The organism is [Roseibacterium] beibuensis (assembly GCF_039542305.1).
In the GTDB taxonomy this organism is placed as follows: Bacteria; Pseudomonadota; Alphaproteobacteria; order Rhodobacterales; family Rhodobacteraceae; genus Roseibacterium; species Roseibacterium beibuensis.
The window spans coordinates 510737-529988 of record NZ_BAABHW010000001.1; the positions used below are offsets into that span (position 1 = coordinate 510737).

The following is a 19252-nucleotide window of genomic DNA, read 5'->3' on the forward strand; positions in this document are numbered from 1 at the left end:
GACATGAGTTTCGCAGCCGAACTGCTCATCTCGATCTTCCTCGTCATCAGCGGGGTCTTCGGCTTTGTCGGGTCGTTCGGCCTTGTGAAGCTGAAGAACTCGCTGCAACGGTTGCATGCGCCGACCAAGGCCACGACGCTCGGCGTCGGTGGCGTGCTGATCGCCTCGATGATCTATTTCTACGTCGAGAAGGGGCACCTTTCGGTGCATGAGCTGCTGATCACGCTGTTCCTGTTCCTGACCGCGCCGATCACTGCGAATTTCATCGCCAAGACCTATATGGCGCGCAATCTCCGTAAGCAGGATCTGCCGGAGAGCCAGAGCGGTTACGGCTGGTCGATCTATGACGATCCGCCGGAAAGCGTGCAGGCGCCGGAAAACGGGACCGAGCCGGTTGTGCTCGATCCCGCCAAGGATGGTGGCGCTCAGTCGTAGCGCAGGTCCGTCGCCTTGCCGCGGAAGATCGTGTAGGCGAGGATCGAGTAGCCGAGGATGGTCGGAATGACGAAAGCCGCCCCGACAAGGATGATCAGCAGGCTTTCGGGCGCTGCAGCGGCCTCGTAAATTGTCAGCCGTTCCGGCACGACATAGGGGTAGAAGCTGTAGGCCATGCCGATATAGGCCAAGGCGAACAGGCCGGTCGAGACGGCGAAGGGCAGCCAGGATCGACGATCCTCGGCGAAGGGCATGGCCCGCAGCATGCGCCACAGCCACACGATCGCCAGCCCCGACAGGATCGGCAGTGGGGCCAGGTAGAAGACCTGCGGCGCTGCCAGCCACTTGTCAAAGATGCGGGTGCTGACCAGCGGCGTGGCCAGCGACACCGCCCCGATCCCGAGGATCACGCCCCAAAGGCTCTCTCGGCCCCAGCGCACGGCCTTCCATTGCAGTGCGCCTTCGGTCTTGTGGATTAGCCAGGTCGCACCGATGAAGCTGTAGCCAACGGCAAGAAAAACCGCCGTCAGCGTGGCAAAGGCGTAGGTGGCGCGCGTCTGCTCCAGCCCCATGATGTAGAGCCCCAGCATGAACCCCTGCGCCAAGGCGGTCATCAGGCTGCCGGTGAAGAACAGGCGGTTCCACAAGCGCTTGTGCTGTGCGCGGGCCTTGGCGCGGAACTCGAAGGCCACGCCGCGCAGGATCAGGCCCACCAGCATGACGAAGACCGGCAGGTAAAGCGTGGAGAGGATCATCCCGTGCGCCTGTGGAAAGGCCACCAGAAGCAGACCCACCGCCAGCACGAGCCATGTCTCGTTGGCATCCCAGAACGGCCCGATCGAGCCGATCATGCGGTCCTGCTCCGCCGGTCCGGCCAGCGGAAACAGGATGCCGACACCGAGGTCGAACCCGTCCAGCACGACATAGATCAGGATGGACAGCCCCATGAGCGAGGCGAAGGTCCAGGGCAGCCAGTCGGCGGGGTTGGCGAAATCAGGCAGCATCGGCGTCACTCCGCAGGGCTCAGGGCGGCGACCTGCGCCTTGCCCGAATGGCTCATGTCGATGGCGCGTCCGTCATCCCCGCGCGCGGCCTTGCGCGCGAGGTAGGCGATGACGCCGATATAGGCCAGGAGCAGGGCGGCGTAGATCGCCAGATAGGTGACCAGCGTACCCAGGACCATCGGCGCGGGCACCTCGGCCACGGCCATCTCGGTCGTCATGACCCCCTGTACCAGCCAAGGCTGGCGGCCGATCTCGGTCGTGTACCAACCGGCCAGCGTGGCGACCCAGCCCGAAAAGGCCATCGGCACCAGCGCGTAGAGGATCGGTTTGGGCAACCCTTCGACCGCGAACCAGTGGCCTGCGATCTGCCCCTCGTGCCGGTCGCGGCGGCGCCACATGAACCAGACCGCGGCCCAGCTGAGCAGCAGCATGGCAACGCCCGTGCCGACCATCACGCGGAAGGACCAGAAGACAGGGGCCACCGGCGGGTGCAGGGCGGTTCCGTCCTCGGCCACGAAATCGTTCAGGCCGGTCAACTCGCCGTCCCACTCGTGCGTCAGGATGAAGGAGGCAAGGCCCGGGATCTCGATGGCATGGCGGTTTTCGCGGGCTTCTTCGTCCGGAATGCCGAACAGGACCAGCGGTGCGCCTTCCTGGGTTTCCCACAGACCTTCCATCGCGGCGACCTTGGCGGGCTGATACTCTTTCGTGTTCAGACCGTGCAGGTCGCCCATGAAGATCTGCACCGGGATCAGCAGGGCGCCGATCGCCACGCCGGTCTTGAGCATCGCGCGCACTTCGCGCGACCGGTCGCCGATCAGCCAGCGGAAGGCCGAGACGCCCGCCACCAGAAAGCCCACGGTCAGGAAGCTGGCCAGCATCATATGTGCAAAGCGATAGGGCATGGACGGGTTGAAGATGATCTCGACCCAGCTGGTGGCGTGCGCCACGCCGTCGATCATCTCGAAACCCTGCGGCGTATGCATCCAGCTGTTCAGCACGATGATCCAGAAGGCCGACATGGTGGTGCCGAAGGCGACGAGAAAGGTGGCCAGCATGTGCAGCCAGCCCGGCACCCGCGAAAAGCCGAACAGCATGATGCCGATGAACACCGCTTCGAGGAAGAAGGCCGTCATCACCTCGTAGGCCAGCAGGGGGCCCGCGATATTGCCCACGGTTTCCATGAAGCCCGGCCAGTTGGTGCCGAACTGGAAGGACATGGTGATGCCCGACACGACGCCCATGGCGAAGCTGAGGGCAAAGACCTTCACCCAGAAGCGGTAGGCCGCCATCCACTTGTCGTCCTGCGTCTGGGCAAAGCGCACCCGGAAGAAGAACAGCACCCAGCCAAGGGCGATGGTGATGGTCGGAAACAGGATGTGAAACGAGATATTCGCCGCGAACTGGATGCGGCTGAGGATGAGGGTGTCGAGCGTTTCCATGGTCGTTCGTCCGCTACTTGCGTTTCGCCAGGGCCGGGATGACCCCGCCGGTCTTGTCGATCAGGCCCGCGATCCGGCGGCCCGTCGTCATGAGCTTCACCAGCCGGTCCGTCTCAAGCCGGTCCAACTCGGCGTAGAAGCCGGTCATCATCTCGATCAACTCGCGCAACTCGGCGATGCGGGCCTCGGCGTAGTCGTCGCCAGCGGGGCCTTGCATCTCCAATTCGCGCAGCTTGGTCAGGGTCGGGTCGATCTCGCGCTTCTTGCGCTCGGCGACGAGGGTGCGCACGATCTCCCACAGGTCGTCGGGGGTGGTGAAATAGTCGCGCCGGTCACCGGGGATGTGCTTGAGCCGGACAAGGTTCCAGCTTTGCAACTCTTTCAGGCCCATCGAGGTGTTCGACCGGCTGATCCCGAGCGCATCGGTGATCGTTTCCGCGTTCAGCGGCTCGGACGAGAGGAACAGAAGGGCATAGATCTGCCCCACGGTGCGGTTGATGCCCCACCGGCTGCCCATCTCTCCGAAATGCAGGATGAACTCCTGCAAGAGAGGCGTTGTTTTCATGCCCAAAATCCTGTTCGCGCAGAGATTTCAGAAATTTCTGAAACAGAGGTAGGCCTGCGCCGGGGCACCTCAACAGCCTGCGACATTATTTTCCGATGAAAGAATTGGGGTGTCCCCGAAACGAAACCGGGCGACGCTCTTGCGCCGCCCGTTCCGATAGCCGTCAAGCTGGGGAGTGGTTATTCCGCTGGCTGAACCTCGCCGCGTGCGGCTGATGGACGTTCGGGCAGAAGGAACGCCACCAGAACGAAAACGGCACCCAGAACGATCCCGAGGATATCACCCGAGATGGCCGTCAAGCCGGCATAGTCCGAGCCGGGCACCGTGCCGAGCGTGACCTTGCCGCCGAGGATGTTTTCCAGAAGGCCGGAGTTGTCCCACATCGGGTAGGTCGCCATGTAGGCCGCTGCGCCCAGAAGGCCGCCGGCCACGAAGAACCACGCGTCCTTGCGGCCCGAGGCGGCTGCGCAGACGCCGGTGCCGGGGCAGTAGCCCGACAACGCCCAGCCGCCGCCCAGCAGAAGCCCGCCGATGAACACGCCGATATAGGCGGCCTTCACGGACATGTGGCCGACATCGATGATGCCGATCATCTGGCCGCCGAACATCAGGATGGACCCGGTGCCGATCGCCAGAAGGATGGTTTTCATCAGGTGCAGGTTCGTCAGGTTCAGCATCTTGCTGATATAATTGGGGTTCGTGGCCCCGATCCGATCCAGCACCGCGCCGAAGGCGGCCCCGATCACGAGGGCGAGAATGATGCTCGTCATGGGTCAGGCCTCCTTGAACAGCACAAGCGCGGTGGGAATGGCGGCGAGGAAGGCGCCCGCGGCGAAGATGTAGCCCGAGACAGCCGTCTGCATCATGCCCGACATCATGTGCCCCGAGGTGCAGCCGCCCGCGAGGCGTGCGCCGTAAAGCACGATGAAGCCGCCGGCAAAGGCCACGGCGTAGCGTTTCAGGGTGCTGTCGCCGAAATTGTCGCGCCAGACCTGCGGCATGCTCCGTTCCGAGGCGCCAACGCCGCCGCGCGCCATCGCCGAGGCAAAGGCGCCCGCCATCATCGCCAGCACGAAGACGAAGCTGTAGTTGAACGGGTTCGCGACCGAGGCCGCGTATTTGCCGTTCGACCGCGCGAGGTAGGCGTTGGTCGAGGTGTAGCCGCCTTCCTCCGTTGCGGTGACGACCGAATTGTCGACCGCGTTCCAGAGGATGCCGTCGAGGATGACGAACTGGGTCGAGACCCCGATCGGCTTGACGAGTGCCACGGCGAGGAAGAACACCACGCCGAGCAGTATCCCGCCCGTTTTCCAGTTGAGTGCCATGTTGCATATCTCCCTTCGTGAAATTTTATTGTTGTCTAATACGATTATTGACAATGCATCGCATTGATCCCGGTCAATGTCATCGGGGGATGCCCGCGCCTGCACGCTGTGACCGCGTGGAGGGTTCGGGTCCGGGGCGATCATCGGCCCAAGGCAGGCAGTCTTTCGCCCTATGGCATACCGGCCCCGCCGACGCGGCTTCCTTGACGGAAATCGCGGAGCGCGACATGACTGCCGTTGGGAGACGCGGAGCGCGATGACCTGGTGCCGCCACGGCGGGTTTGCCTTGAAATCGAGGGGTTGGGCATCAGCTTTGACCGAAACGACGCCACTCATGGGGGATGGGAAATTGCTTGTCGGACGCCCTGTCGCACGTCGCGAGGACGTTACCCTGCTGCGCGGAGAAGGTCGCTACACCGACGACCTGACGCCGGACAGCGCGGCCCATCTCGTCTTCGTCCGCAGCCCGGTGGCCGCGGGCAAGATCGTTGCGCTGGCCGCCGCGGGGGCCCGCGAAATGCCGGGGGTGCTGGCCGTCATCGACGCCGACACGCTCGATGCCGCCGGGGTGAAGCCGTTTCCGAGCCCCGCGATTCCGCCGCATCTCTTGGTCGGCGACCTGCACGCGCCGACCTTTCCGGCCCTGGCCCGCGACGAGGTGCATCACCTGGGGCAGCCGATCCTCGCCATCGTGGCCGAGACGCTGGCCGAGGCGATGGATGCCGCTGAAATGGTCGACCTGGAGTTCGAGGATCGCCCCGCGAACACCGACCTGACCAAGGCCAAGGGCGGCCCCGCGGTCTGGCCCACGGCTTCGGACAACAGGATCTTTCGCGTCGAACTGGGCGATGCGGCGGCCACGCAAGATGCCATGGACACGGCCGCGCACCGGGTCACGCGCCGCTTGTCGATCAATCGCGTCACCGCCGTGTCGATGGAACCGCGCGGCGCGATCGGGTCATGGGACGCGGAGACCGGGCGTTACGTCATGACCTCCGGAACGCAGGCCACCCATCGCCTGGCCGAAGCCATGGCCGCCCAGATGGGCGTGCCCGAGGGCGATGTGCGCGTCGTGTCCGAGAACTGCGGCGGCACCTTCGGCATGAAGAACGGTGGCATGCCGGAGTATCCGCCGATCCTGGTGGCGGCGCGGCAACTCGGGCGGCCCGTGCGCTGGATCGAGACCCGATCCGAGGCGTTCCTTTCGGACCCGCAGGCGCGGGAGCAGGTGGCCGAGGCGACCCTCGCGCTGGATGCTGAAGGGCGGTTCCTTGGGCTCTCGGTCGACGTGGTGGCGGGGATCGGGGCCTATGCCAACGCGACATCGCTTTTGTCGAGCTTCAACAACATCGCCTCGGTGACGGGTGTTTACGGCATCCCGGCGATCCGCGTCGCGGTCGAGGGCGTACACCTCAACACGCAAACCACCGCAGCCTATCGTGGGGCCGGGCGGCCCGAGGCCTCCTTCATCATCGAGCGGATGATCGACATCGCCGCGCGCGAGACCGGCATCGACCGGGTCGAGCTGCGCCGGCGCAACATGCTGCAACCCGAGGAACTGCCGCGCAAAACGGCGCTGGGCTATGTCTATGACAGCGGCGATTTCCCGGCGCTTTTCGACCGCGCGCTTCAGGCGGCCGACTGGGCCGGTGTCGCGGCGCGCAAGCAAGAGGCGCAGGCACGCGGCAAGCTGCGCGGCGCCGGGCTGGCCTACACGATCGAGATCGCGGGCGGGCCTCCGGCAAAACCGATGCCGGAATATGCCTCGGCCACCCTGTCGCCCGAGGGCTGCCGCCTGATGCTGGGGACGGGCGATGCGGGGCAGGGGCATGACACGGCCTTTGCCCAGATCGCGGCGGATGCTTTCGGGCTTGGTCTTGAGAAGGTCTCGCTCTTTTCGGGCGATACCGGCGTGGTGCCGAAGGGGACCGGCAGCTTCGGCTCCCGCAGTCTTGGCGCGGCGGGCAGTGCCCTGGTGCATGTGTGCGAGGATCTCATCGCGCAACTCTCCGTTCACGCTGCCCGGCACCTCGACGCGGAGGCAGAGGCGCTGACCTTTGGGGATGGCACCTTCAAGCTGCCGGGAACGAACCGGGCGATCACGCTGGAGAGTCTCCTGGCCGAGGATGACCTTACAGTTTCAGCCGAGCGCTGGGAGGCCACGCAAGGCCCAAGCTTCCCCAACGGCTGCCACATCACCGAGGTCGAGATCGACCCGGAGACCGGCGAGATGGAGATTTGCAGCTACACCGCCCTCGAGGATATCGGGAAGGTCATCAACCCGCTTCTGGTCGCAGGCCAGATCCATGGGGGCATTGTGCAGGGCCTTGGCCAGGGCATGATGGAGGCGATCCGCTATGACGAGGACGGCCAGCTTCTGACCGGGTCCTTCATGGATTACGCGATGCCACGCGCCAGCGACCTGCCGTTTTTCAACGCGCAGACGGCCTCGGTCGAGACCGCGTCCAACACGCTGGGCACCAAGGGCGTGGGCGAGGCGGGAACGGTCGGCGCGCTGCCGGTCCTGTCCTCGGCCATCGCGGATGCCTTGGCGCCCCTCGGGGTTGACCATGTCACCCTGCCGGCCACGCCCTCGGCAATCTGGGAGGCGATCCGGGCCGCACGCAAGTGAGACTGGCCGCGTTTCAGCAGTGCCCGAGGAATAGACACAGGCCCGCAATCGCGATCCAACTGTCGGCCTTTCTCGACACAGGTGCCGAATAATCCCGGTGTGTCCGCCGTTTTGGCGCCATGCGCTTGCATCGGGGGGCACGCTGTTAAAGAAGGCAGGATGCATATCGTGCCATGTACTCTTCGAAGGTAGACGCCATGACGGTTTCAACGACATTCACGACGCAAGACATGCGCGCGGCGATCCTGCATCACCTGACCTACACGATGGGCAAGGATGCGGACCACGCCACGACCTACGACTGGCGCATGGCCCTGTCTTTCGCGGTGCGGGACCGGATCGTGGACGGCTGGTTCGCCTCGACCCGGAAAAGCTACGAGGCGGGGGCGAAGCGGGTTTACTACCTGTCGATGGAATTCCTGATCGGGCGGCTTTTGCAGGACGGGCTGGTGAACTTGCGGCTGCTCGACGATGCCTGCGAGGCGCTGACCGCGCTTGGCCTCGACCCTTGGCAAGTGATCTCGAATGAGCCGGACGCGGCGCTGGGCAACGGTGGATTGGGACGATTGGCGGCTTGTTTCCTCGAGTCGCTCTCCAGCCTCGGGGTGCCCGCCCATGGATACGGCATCCGATACGAACACGGTCTGTTTCGCCAAAGTTTTGTCGATGGTCGGCAGGTGGAATTGCCTGAAACCTGGTTGCAGCAACATCACGCCTGGGAATTCGAGCGCCCCGAGGCGCGCTATCGGATCGGGTTCGGTGGCGATGCCCGTGATGCCGGTTGGGACCCGGCCGAGGCGGTGATCGCCGCGGCCTATGACACGCCGATCGTCGGCTGGCAGGGGCGCTGGGCGAACACGCTGCGCCTGTGGGCGGCCAAACCGGTCGAGGCGTTCGACCTCGACAGCTTCAACCGGGGCGATTTCGTCGGCGCTGCCACGCCCGAGGCGATGGCCCGCACGATCAGCCGGGTGCTCTACCCCGACGACACGACCGAGATCGGCAAGGAACTGCGGCTGAAGCAGGAGTATTTCTTCACCGCCGCCTCGCTGGCCGACATCCTGCGACGCTTCGAGATGGAGCATGGCGATCTGCGCAAGTTGCCGGAAAAGGTGGCGATCCAGTTGAACGACACCCACCCGGCCATCGCCGGGCCGGAACTGGTGCGCCTGCTGCACGATGACAATGGCATCCCCTTCGACGAGGCAATGGACCTTGCCCGCAGCACGCTGGGCTACACCAACCACACGCTGCTTCCCGAGGCGTTGGAGCGCTGGTCGGACCATCTTTTCGGGCGTCTGCTGCCGCGGCACCTCGAGATCATCGACCGGATCGACCAGGCGCACCGCGCGACCTACCCGTCAAGCAGCGTGACGATCCGCGAACCCGGCGTGGTGAAGATGGGCGAGTTGAGCTTTGTCATGGCGCATCGCGTCAACGGGGTGTCGGCCCTGCATACCGAGTTGATGAAATCGACCGTGTTCAAGGAGTTGAACGCGCTTCACCCGGACCGGATCGTGAACGAAACGAACGGTGTCACGCCGCGCCGGTGGCTCTTGTCGTCGAACCCGCGGCTGGCCAGCCTGATCACCGAGCGGATCGGGGAGGATTGGGTCGGTGACCTCGAACAATTGTCCAGGCTGGAAGAGCATGTCGGCGACGCGGGCTTCCTGTCGGCCTATGCCGAGGCCAAGCGCGCCAACAAGGCGGACCTTGCCGCGTGGATCGAGGCCGAGCATGGCATCGCCCTCGACCCCGCGATGATGTTCGACGTGCAGATCAAGCGCCTGCACGAATACAAGCGTCAGCATCTCAATATCCTCGAGGCCATTGCGCTGTGGCAAGCGATCCGGGCCGCGCCCGATGCGGACTGGACCCCGCGGGTCAAGATTTTCGCGGGCAAGGCCGCGCCGGGCTATCATTTCGCCAAGGACATCATCCGCCTGATCAACGACGTGGCCGAGGTGGTGAATGCCGATCCGGTGACGCGTGACAAGCTCAAGATCGTGTTCCTGCCGAATTATAACGTGACGCTGGCCGAGCGTCTGATCCCGGCTTCGGATCTCTCGGAACAGATCTCGACCGCGGGCAAGGAAGCCTCGGGCACCGGCAACATGAAATTCGCGCTGAACGGTGCCCTGACGATCGGCACGCTGGACGGCGCGAACGTGGAAATCCGCGAACGGGTGGGGGAAGAGAACTTTTTCCTGTTCGGGATGACGGCGGACGAGGTCGTGGCGCGACGCAAGATCAAGGATCATGCGGCCAAGGCCATCGCTGTCGACCCGCGCCTTGCCGCCGCGCTGGCCGCCGTGCGCGACGGCACGTTCTGCGCCGAGGAGCCTGACCGCTATGCCCATATCGTGCAGAACCTGTCCGGGCCGGATTACTTCCTCGTGTCGTCGGATTTCACGGATTACTGGCGCGCGCAGCGCGAGGTGGATGCCGCTTACCGGGATGCCGATGGCTGGACGCGGATGGCCGCGCGCAACACCGTGCGCTCGGGCTGGTTCTCGTCCGACCGGACGATCCGGGGCTACATGGCCGATGTCTGGGGCGCGGAGCCGGTCATCTGATCGGCGGCGACCTGCGGTGTGGAGCGGTTGCAACTGCCCGGCGTTTCCCTAGGCTGGTGCTGGATGTATTTGGCGGTGACAGCTTTTTCACGGCTGGGGAATCCCATCGCCGGGTCGGGCTGTCGCATCGGCGGCCCCCCGGTGGACGCCACGACCCGGAACAGGGAGGACCACGATCCATGGTCGACAGCTCTTCACGTTTGATGCGCAAAAGCATGGCCTTCGTTCTGGCCGGGGGGCGGGGAAGCCGCCTCAAGGAATTGACGGACAACCGCGCCAAGCCGGCGGTCTATTTCGGGGGCAAGGCGCGGATCATCGACTTTGCCCTGTCGAACGCCCTGAATTCCGGCATTCGCAAGATGGCCATTGCCACCCAGTACAAGGCGCATTCCCTGATACGCCACTGCCAGCGCGGCTGGAGCTTTTTCCGGCCCGAGCGCAACGAGTATCTCGATATTCTACCGGCCAGTCAGCGCGTGGCCGAGAACCAATGGTATCTGGGCACCGCCGATGCGGTGACGCAGAACATCGACATCGTGGACAGCTACGGGGTGGATTACGTCCTGATCCTTGCGGGTGATCACATCTACAAGATGGATTACGAACGGATGATCCGACAGCATGTCGAGACGGGGGCGGATGTGACCGTGGGGTGCCTGACCGTGCCGCGCAAAGAGGCCACGGCCTTCGGCGTGATGGGGGTGGATGCCAACGACCGGATCACCAGCTTTCTGGAAAAACCGGCCGACCCGCCCGGCACCCCGGATGATCCCGGCGTCGCGCTGGCCTCGATGGGGATTTACGTCTTCGACTGGAAGTTCCTGCGCGAGCTCTTGATCGCCGATGCCGAGGATCCGAATTCCAGCCATGATTTCGGCGGTGACCTGATCCCCGACATCGTGAAGAATGGCAAGGCGATGGCCCATCGCTTTTTCGACAGTTGCGTGCGCCACGCCTCCGACGCGCCGGCCTATTGGCGCGATGTCGGCACGCTCGATGCGTTCTGGAAGGCGAATGTGGACCTGACCGGCTTCACCCCCGATCTGGACCTTTGGGATCATAACTGGCCGATCTGGACCTATTCCGAGATCGTCCCGCCCGCCAAGTTCATTCATGACGAGGAAAACCGGCGCGGCATCGCTGTCAGTTCCCTTGTGTCGGGCGGCTGCATCATTTCCGGCACCGAGATCCGGCAATCGCTGCTGTTCACCATGGTCCATACCAACAGCTATTCCAGCCTCGATCAGGCGGTGGTCCTGCCGCACGCCAATATTGCGCGCCATGCGCGGCTGACCAAGGTGGTGATCGACCGTGGCGTCCAGATCCCCGAGGGGTTGGTCGTGGGCGAGGACCCGGAAGAGGACGCCAAGTGGTTCCGCGTGTCCGAGGGGGGTGTCACCCTGATCACCAAGCGAATGCTGGAAAAGCGTCAGGCCGCGCTCGGATGAAGGTTCTGTCGGTCGCCTCGGAATGCGTGCCTTTCGTCAAGACGGGGGGGCTTGCCGACGTGGTGGGCGCGCTGCCGCGCGTCATGGGGCAGGCGGGCGTCGAGATGCGGGTCATGCTGCCCGGCTATCCCGGCGTGATGCGGGCCATCGGCAAGGCGAAAACCGTTCTGGAAGAGAGTGACCTCTTCGGCGGCGCGGGCCGTGTGGTTGCCGCCAAGGCGGCGGGTATCGACCTTTTGGTCCTCGATGCGCCGCATCTGTTCGAGCGGGATGGCTCGCTTTACACGGGGCCGGGCGGAACGGATTGGGCCGACAATCCCGAACGCTTCGCGGCGCTGTCCTGGATGGCGGCGCGTGTCGCGATGGAAGGGGCGGGCAAATGGCGGCCCGATATCTTGCATGGCCATGACTGGCAGGCGGGTTTCGCGCCCTATTACCTGAAGAAACAGGGCAGCGCGCTCCCCACGATCCTGACGATCCACAACATCGCCTTCCACGGCCTTGCGCCGCGGGACAAACTGTCGACGCTCCGGCTCGACCCGGCGGATTTCGTGCAGGACGGAGGTTTCGAATTCTGGGGGCAGGTGGATGCTCTGAAGGCGGGCCTGGTCTGGTCCGACAAGATCACAACGGTCTCGCCGACCTATGCGCGGGAATTGACCCGGCCCGAGTTTGGCGCCGGCCTCCATGGGGTGATCGAGGCCCGGGCGAGCGATCTCGCGGGCATCCTGAACGGGATCGACACCGAGGCCTGGGATCCTACGACCGACCCCCTGATCGCCGCACCATTCAAGACCCCGCGCGGCAAGGCCCGGAACAAGGCCGCCCTTCGCTGGGAATTCGGCTTGCCCGAGGCCGGTGGCCCGCTTTGCGTCGTCGTCTCCCGCCTGACCGAGCAGAAGGGGCTCGACCTGTTGATCGAGGCCTTGCCTGCCCTTGTCGATCAGGGCGGGCAACTGATCCTGCTTGGCACGGGCGAGGCCAAGCTGGAGGCGGCCTTCCGCAAGGCGGCGCATCATGAGAACGTCGCGGTTCATATTGGCTATGACGAAGGGCTGTCGCACCGCCTGATCGCGGGGGCGGACGCGATCCTTGTCCCCTCGCGCTTCGAACCTTGTGGCCTGACCCAGCTTTATGCCCTGCGCTACGGGACGATTCCGCTGGTCTCTCTGACCGGGGGGCTGGCAGATACCGTCATCCCGGCCAACCCCGCCGCCCTGGCAAAGGGGGTGGCGACGGGCATCCAGATCAACCCGCTCACGTCCCACGCCCTTGCGCTGGGGCTTCTCGACCTTTGTACACTCTACCAGGACAAGGCGACCTGGGCCCGGATGCAGCGCAACGCGATGGCCCAGCCCGTCGGGTGGGAGGCCTCGGCCGCCGCCTATGCCCGGCTTTATCACGAGGTAGCCACCCCCGCATGACCGCACAATTGACGATGGCCGAAGGCCGCGCGGCGCCCCTCGGCGCGACATTCGATGGCGAGGGCGTCAACTTCGCCGTGTTCTCGGAACATGCCACGCGCATCACGGTCTGCCTGTTTTCCGAGGACGGAAAGCACGAGACACACCGCCTGGATCTGCCCGAACGCGACGGCGACGTGTGGCATGGCTATGTCTCCGGCCTGCGTCCGGGGCAGCTTTACGGCTTGCGCGCCGAGGGTCCTTACGCCCCGCACCAGGGGCACCGGTTCAACTACAACAAGCTGTTGATCGACCCCTATGCCAAGCGTCTCACGGGCCACCCGCGCTGGCATGACGCGCTGATGGGATACACGGTGGGCCACAGCCACCAGGACCTGAGCTTCGACAAGCGCGACAGTGCGCCCTACATGCCGCGCTGCTCGGTCGAGGACCCCAGTTTTTCATGGGGCGGGGATCGTGCCCCGCGCAGGCGCGAGGCCGAAACGATCCTCTACGAGGCGCATGTCAAAGGCTTCACGCAGCGGTTCCCGGGCGCCGATCACCCCGGCAGTTTTCTTGCGCTCGGGTCGGATGTGGTGCTGGATTACCTGACCGATCTCGGCGTCACGGCGATCGAGTTGCTTCCGTCGCAGGCATTTCTGAATGACCGTTTCCTCGTCGAAAAGGGGCTGACGAATTACTGGGGCTACCAGACGCTTGGCTTTTTCGCGCCCGAGCCCCGCTATCTGACGGACGGCCAGATCGCCGAGTTCCAGTACATGGTCGCCCGGCTCCACGCGGCCGGGATCGAGGTGATCCTCGACGTGGTCTACAACCACACCTGCGAGGGGTCCGAGGCCGGTCCGACCCTGTGTTTCCGCGGGCTCGACAACCTCAGCTACTACCGCCTTGCCTCGGACGGGCGCAGCTACATCAACGACACGGGCACGGGAAACACGGTGAACGTGGATCACCCGATGGTTTTGCGCATGATCCTCGACAGCCTGCGCTACTGGGTCGAGGTGATGCATGTGGACGGGTTCCGCTTTGACCTGTGTTCGACGCTGGGGCGCACGGATCACGGCTTTCACCGCGGGGCGGCCTTCTTTGACGCGATCCGGCAGGACCCGGTTCTGACCGAGGTCAAACTGATCGCCGAGCCATGGGATATCGGGCCGGGTGGCTACCAGCTGGGGGCCTTTCCGCCGCCCTTCATGGAATGGAACGACAAGTTTCGCGACGGCGTGCGCCGCTATTGGCGCGGCGATGCCGGCATGGTGCCGGAGCTGGCCGACCGCCTGACCGGATCGGCGGTGCAGTTCGACCATTCGGGGCGGCCCGCCACGGCCTCGGTCAACCTTCTGACGGCGCATGACGGGTTCACGCTGGCCGATGTCGTGTCCTACGTGGAGCGGCACAACGCGGCCAATGGCGAGGACAACCGCGATGGGCATGGCGAGAATTTCTCGGACAATTTCGGGGTGGAAGGTCCAAGCGACGATCCCGACGTGATCGCGGCGCGGGGGCGGCGGCGGCGCAACATGATGGCGACGCTGCTTCTGTCCCAAGGCACGCCCATGATCCTCGCCGGCGATGAGGTCGGGCATAGCCAGATTGGCAACAACAACGCCTACTGCCAGGATAACGAGATCAGCTGGATCGACTGGGACAACGCCGATGAAGACTTCCGCGCCTTCACCCGTGATTTGATCGCGTTTCGCAAGGCGCACCCGATCCTGCGGCAGAAACGCTTCCTGCACAGCCAGGAACGCGCGGTGGACGGGGTCGAGGACCTGTTCTGGTGGCGCGAGGATGGCGCGCCGATGGAGCAGGACGACTGGGACGATGACCAACGTCGCGTGCTCTGCGCCGAGTTGCGCATGGCCTCGGGCAGCCCGGCCTATGCCGAGCGTGAAGAAGCCCTGTTCCTCGTCTTCAATGCCGGGGACGAGGGCGTGCGTGTGACCCTGCCTGATCCGACCGAGGGCTGGTTCTGGTCGCGCAGGATCGACAGCGCCGCCGCGTGGTTCGGCGCAGAAGAAGTGGGCGATACGGTGGAGGTCGCAGGTCCGTCGGTCACCGTCTGTGTGCTTGAGGCGCGGGATGGCTGACGCATTGTCGGCGCTGGCGGTCCGGGCGGGGATTGTTCCGTCCTATACCGATCAGACGGGGCGGCGGCGTCGGACCGGGCGTGCGACGATGCGGGCCTTGCTGGCCGCGATGGGGCTGCCTGCCGCGACGGAGGCCGAGGCCGCGGATCGCCTCCATGCGCTCGAGGCAGAGGCGACCGCGGGCCGCCTGCCGGCCTGGGCCGTCGGTGTGCCGGATGAACCGCTGCGCAACCTGGTCCCCACCGGTGCGGACTGGTCCTTGCAACTGGAAGACGGCGCCGCATGCGAAGGGTGGGGGGATACCCTGCCGGGCCTGCCGCTGGGGTTGCACGCGCTGCGGGTCGGCCCATCCGTCTGCACGCTGATCGTGGCGCCACGGCGTCTGCCCGAACCGCCGCGCTGCTGGGGGCTGATGGCGCCGCTTCACGCGATGCGCCCGGCCGAGATCGGCGGCCTGGCCGATTACGAGGACCTGGCCGTCGCGGGCGAAGGTCTGGCGCGGCAAGGGGCGGCGTTTCTGGGTCTCAACCCGATCCATGCCGGTTTCTTCAACGATCCCGGGGGCTTCAGCCCCTACACGCCGTCCCATCGCCGCCGGCTCAGCGTCTTTCATGTCGCGGAGGGCCAAACGGCCTCCGCCGGCGGCGCAACCGTCGACTATGCCACGGAGATCCCGAAGCGCCGGGCCGCTTTGCAGAGGGCGTTCGCCGCCTTCCAAGAGGCCGGGGGCGATCCCGGGTTTTCCGAATTCAGGAAAGCCGAGGGCGCGGCGCTCGACCGCTTCGCCCTGCATCAGGCGCTGTCGGACCAATACGGGGCCTATTGGACGGAGTGGCCCGCTGCCTTGCAGGACCCGACCAGCGCCGAGGTGGCGCAGGCACAGGCCGGGTTGCGCGATGCCGTGACCTTCCACGCCTGGCTGCAATGGCGGGCGCATGAAGGGTTGCAGACGGCCAACAACCGGGCCAAGGCAGCAGGCATGGGCTTGGGCCTCTACCTCGACCTTGCGGTGGGGACCCATCCGGCTGGCGCCGAGACCTGGGAAGACCGCGAGAGCTTTGCCATCGGCGCCTCTCTCGGGGCGCCGCCCGATGCGTTTGCCGCCGATGGGCAAAGCTGGGGTCTTGCGCCGTTCAACCCGCATGCGCTGATCGCGAAGGGATTTCGCCCCTTGGCTGAGACGCTTCGCTGCCAGATGGCGTTGTCGGGGGCGGTCCGGATCGACCATATCCTCGGCTTCGACCGCGCGTTCTGGGTGCCCGAGGGGGCGGCGGGGGCCTATGTCCAGATGCCGCGCGAGGCGATGCTGGCCGTGGTCCGGCTGGAGGCCGCCCGGGCAGGCGCGATTGTCGTGGGCGAGGATCTGGGCAACGTGCCAAGGGGGCTGCGCGCCAGGCTGGCAGCCTCCGGCATCCTGAGTTGCCGCTTGCAACTGTTCGAACGATTGCCGGGCGATGCGCCGGCCTTTCGCCCGCCCGAGACGTTCGGGCGGCGGTCCATCGCCAGTTTCTCGACCCACGATCTGCCGACGTGGAAAGGCTGGCGGCAAGGGCACGAGGTCACGACACGGCGCGATCTGGGCCATATCATGCCCGGCTTCGCGGAAGAGGAACTCGACCGACGCAAGGTCGAGGTCGCGGCTTTCGATGCGATGACTGCAAAGGTCGCGCCGGAGGGGACGGATCCGGCCTCGGTCGATGCGATGCACCATGCGCTGGGGGCGACGCGCTCGGCCTTGGCGATGGTGCAGGTCGAATGCGCCCTCGACATCGTGCCGCAACCGAACCTGCCGGGGACCACGACCGAATACCCGAACTGGCGTCAGCGCCTTCCCGTCGGTGCGGCCGACCTAGGGAATGACCCTCGCATCGCCCGCGCCGCGCGGATCATGGCGGCGCATAAACGCTGAACCCTCAGCGCGGCGCGCGGGTATAGACCAGCGCCATCGAGTCCTTCAGGGTGATCGGCCCGCCGGTATAGTCTCCGCCAATCGAAGGCGTGCGGAGGGCAAGACGCCAGCCGGTGCCCTTGATCCCGGGAACGGCCAAGGTCAGCGGGTCGATCTCATCAGTTGGTTTGCCTTCCATATGCGCGACGGAAAAGACCTGCTCGCCGTCCGGCCCGTGCCGGAGCGAGGTGAACACTGTCCGACCGCTGACCGGGTGCAGGTAGTCGAAATGATCCTTCGGGCCGTAATTGTCGCGCAGCCATGGCCGCGCGCGGCGGAAATTGCGCGTGGCAAGGCAGAACGCCGCCTGTTCGCCATCGAGCGAGGGCAGGGAGTTCGACACGTTGCAGTAATCGTGCATGTCGTCCATCCACGCCCGTGCGATGCGCTTGAGGTTCACAACCGTGAACTCGGGTCCGGCGAGCGGCGGCTCTGCCTTGGATAGAAGCCGCGCGATTTCCTCGAGGTCGTATTCCGTGACCTCGACCAGCGCGGGCAGGAATTCCATGAAGCGCGCCAATTCCTCGCGCGTCTCGAAGCCCAATTCCTTCAGGCGGCGAAAATTGGCGGGCACGGAGTAGCTGTATTCATCGACCTGCCATTTCAGGCTGATCGCCTCTTCGGCGACGACCTTGACGCCGTAGCGGTCGTCCTGGTTGCGGATGAAGCCCCAACTGGCCCGCGCCATGGCGTTCAGGAAATCCATCGGCACCCCGGGCAGCGCGACATAGGTCAGCACATGGACGGCGGGGTTGTCATAGGCCTTGTCGAGGATCTCCATCCGCGTGCGGCCCAGCCGCGTGTTCACGTTCAGCTTGGGGTTCACCTGCGTCCCCCGGCGCAGCGTGTCGTGGTTCGACGTGCCCGAGATCCAGTTCGCGCCCACGTCCAGCATCTCGCGGATGCGCCAGAATTTCGACAGCCAGAAGGTATAGAGGAACGGGGTGTTATGGGCGAAGGTCAGCGGCCCCCATTGGAACACGTCATCGTCACGCTGCGCGGTAATGACCGCGCGGTAATCCGAGGACAGTTCCCAATCCTCGTCCGGCCAGGGGCGGCCATCCTCGAAGATGAACCACGGGCGATAGCGGGTGCCCGCGACCTCCTGCTCGATATCGGCCATCTCCTGCAGGAAGTCGTCGTCATGGCGCAAGACCTGTGCGGCACTGTCCCACCATTTGAAATCCTGCGCGCCGTCGACGCGCACGCCATCGGCGCCGAAATCGACCTTGCGGCGCTGCATGTCCAGCAAGATCGCGCGGACTGTCGGGTTCTGGTAATCGAGGTTCTGGCCATACATGTTCGGCCCGGCGAAGAAATGGCTGTTCAGCGCATCGAGGCCCTGGTTGTCGGAATGGCCGAAGACCACGTCGAGAACCAGTTTCTTGGGCTTCGATGGGAAGTTGTGCAGCACCGAAATCAGGTCGATCAACTCATCGGGACGGCCGGATTCAAGAAGGACCGGGTTAACCGTGGACATGCCCGCGATGACGATGTCGTAGCCCCAGTTCGTCGTGTCCGGGCGAAGCAGAGAGACCTCCACGGCATCGCTATCGCCGTCCTGCTCCTGCCAGAAATCCGGGCCGGTTTCGTAGACGGTGGTCGGCTCGACGGGCAGAAGCTGAACAGCGTCATAACCAAGGAAAAGCTGATCGGCCGGTTCCAGCGGCAGGTCGCGGGCGACCCGTTCGGCGAGGCGTTGGTAGTGACGCGTCAGGCTGGCCAGGGTGCCGCCCGCCGTCGCCGTGGGGACGTGAATTTGCAGGATATTGCCCGGCGGCCCGAACTTGTGCGGGGCGTCGCCGCGCAGCGCCTCGAAATAGGCCGTGTCGCCGCGCCCGGCCTGCATCGCGGCCACGTCATAGAGTTCCGCCGGGGCCATCGCGCCAAAGGGCAGCGACATGGCCAGCGGGTCGAGGATGCGGTGCCACTGGTCCTCGGCATCCCTCCAGGCCAGCGCGTAGAAGTCGCCGATCGTCTCTCGGCTGCCGGCGCGCATACCGGTGACGGCGGTAAAGCAATGTGCTTCCTCGCGGATGACCGGGACCCATGCGCGCTCGAACCGCACGGTCTGATGCGCGCGCGTCAGGTCGAGCGGCTCAAGGGGCGACAGGATTTCAAGGAAGATATCGCCCGAGGGCACGCGCTGGTCGAGGAGTTCCGGTGTCCAGAAGCCGAAGAGCGCACGGTCGCCCTCGACGCGCCCGCCAAGGCGGCGGGCAATCCGGCGTTCGGCCTCGAAACTCGTTTCAGCGGTGGTCAGCGCGTCGCGCGCGGCATCGGCTTCGGCGCGGGCGGCATCCTCGTCGAATGCAATACGGTCGGTCAGGGGCATCGCGGCTCCTTTCTCGGAAACAGGTCGG

The 19252-nt window shown here is 65.3% G+C and carries 13 protein-coding genes; 7 read left to right on the forward strand and 6 right to left on the reverse strand.

The features are described from left to right. The first annotated feature begins 3 nt into the window (after positions 1-3). Complete coding sequence (locus ABD923_RS02575) at positions 4-435, forward strand: Na+/H+ antiporter subunit G (RefSeq protein WP_259546844.1); 432 nt, start codon at positions 4-6, stop codon at positions 433-435. Here the strand turns inward: ABD923_RS02575 and ABD923_RS02580 are convergent. The 5 genes from ABD923_RS02580 to ABD923_RS02600 all read right to left on the reverse strand — a co-directional run bounded on the left by ABD923_RS02580 (position 426) and on the right by ABD923_RS02600 (position 4771). Next, positions 426-1439 (reverse strand): cytochrome d ubiquinol oxidase subunit II, encoded by a 1014-nt coding sequence (locus tag ABD923_RS02580; RefSeq protein WP_259546843.1) that lies wholly within the window; start codon positions 1437-1439, stop codon positions 426-428. The two genes, ABD923_RS02575 and ABD923_RS02580, sit on opposite strands and share 10 nt — an antisense overlap. A gap of 5 nt (positions 1440-1444) precedes the next feature. Next, on the reverse strand, positions 1445-2881 hold the full coding sequence (locus ABD923_RS02585; RefSeq protein WP_222188604.1) for a cytochrome ubiquinol oxidase subunit I: 1437 nt from the start codon (positions 2879-2881) through the stop codon (positions 1445-1447). A 13-nt stretch (positions 2882-2894) separates the two neighbouring features. Continuing rightward, positions 2895-3446, reverse strand: coding sequence for a GbsR/MarR family transcriptional regulator (locus ABD923_RS02590; protein WP_222188602.1), 552 nt, complete (start codon positions 3444-3446; stop codon positions 2895-2897). Between the two features lie 179 nt (positions 3447-3625). Beyond that, entirely contained in the window at positions 3626-4216 is a 591-nt protein-coding gene (locus ABD923_RS02595) for a YeeE/YedE thiosulfate transporter family protein (protein ID WP_259546841.1), read from the reverse strand. Between the two features lie 3 nt (positions 4217-4219). Continuing rightward, complete coding sequence (locus tag ABD923_RS02600) at positions 4220-4771, reverse strand: YeeE/YedE family protein (protein WP_259546840.1); 552 nt, start codon at positions 4769-4771, stop codon at positions 4220-4222. A gap of 334 nt (positions 4772-5105) precedes the next feature. Here ABD923_RS02600 and ABD923_RS02605 point away from each other — a divergent pair, with 334 nt between their 5' ends. The 6 genes from ABD923_RS02605 to malQ all read left to right on the forward strand — a co-directional run bounded on the left by ABD923_RS02605 (position 5106) and on the right by malQ (position 16850). Next, positions 5106-7403, forward strand: coding sequence for a xanthine dehydrogenase family protein molybdopterin-binding subunit (locus tag ABD923_RS02605; RefSeq protein WP_345229410.1), 2298 nt, complete (start codon positions 5106-5108; stop codon positions 7401-7403). 197 nt (positions 7404-7600) lie between these two features. After that, a complete protein-coding gene (locus ABD923_RS02610; protein ID WP_259546838.1) occupies positions 7601-9979 on the forward strand; it encodes a glycogen/starch/alpha-glucan phosphorylase in 2379 nt (792 codons plus the stop codon). Positions 9980-10158: 179 nt separating this feature from the next. After that, positions 10159-11427: a glucose-1-phosphate adenylyltransferase gene (glgC, locus tag ABD923_RS02615; RefSeq protein ID WP_405048274.1), complete on the forward strand. Its 1269-nt coding sequence runs from the start codon at positions 10159-10161 to the stop codon at positions 11425-11427. Further along, entirely contained in the window at positions 11424-12851 is a 1428-nt protein-coding gene (gene glgA, locus ABD923_RS02620) for a glycogen synthase GlgA (protein WP_259546837.1), read from the forward strand. The genes glgC and glgA overlap by 4 nt, the downstream gene beginning before the upstream one ends. Next, positions 12848-14941 (forward strand): glycogen debranching protein GlgX, encoded by a 2094-nt coding sequence (gene glgX, locus ABD923_RS02625; protein ID WP_259546836.1) that lies wholly within the window; start codon positions 12848-12850, stop codon positions 14939-14941. Before glgA ends, glgX begins: the two co-directional genes overlap by 4 nt. Next, positions 14934-16850 (forward strand): 4-alpha-glucanotransferase, encoded by a 1917-nt coding sequence (gene malQ / locus ABD923_RS02630; RefSeq protein ID WP_259546835.1) that lies wholly within the window; start codon positions 14934-14936, stop codon positions 16848-16850. The genes glgX and malQ overlap by 8 nt, the downstream gene beginning before the upstream one ends. 4 nt (positions 16851-16854) lie before the next feature. Here malQ and gghA read toward each other — a convergent pair whose 3' ends face one another. Continuing rightward, complete coding sequence (gene gghA / locus ABD923_RS02635; RefSeq protein WP_259546834.1) at positions 16855-19224, reverse strand: glucosylglycerol hydrolase; 2370 nt, start codon at positions 19222-19224, stop codon at positions 16855-16857. Positions 19225-19252 lie beyond the last annotated feature (28 nt).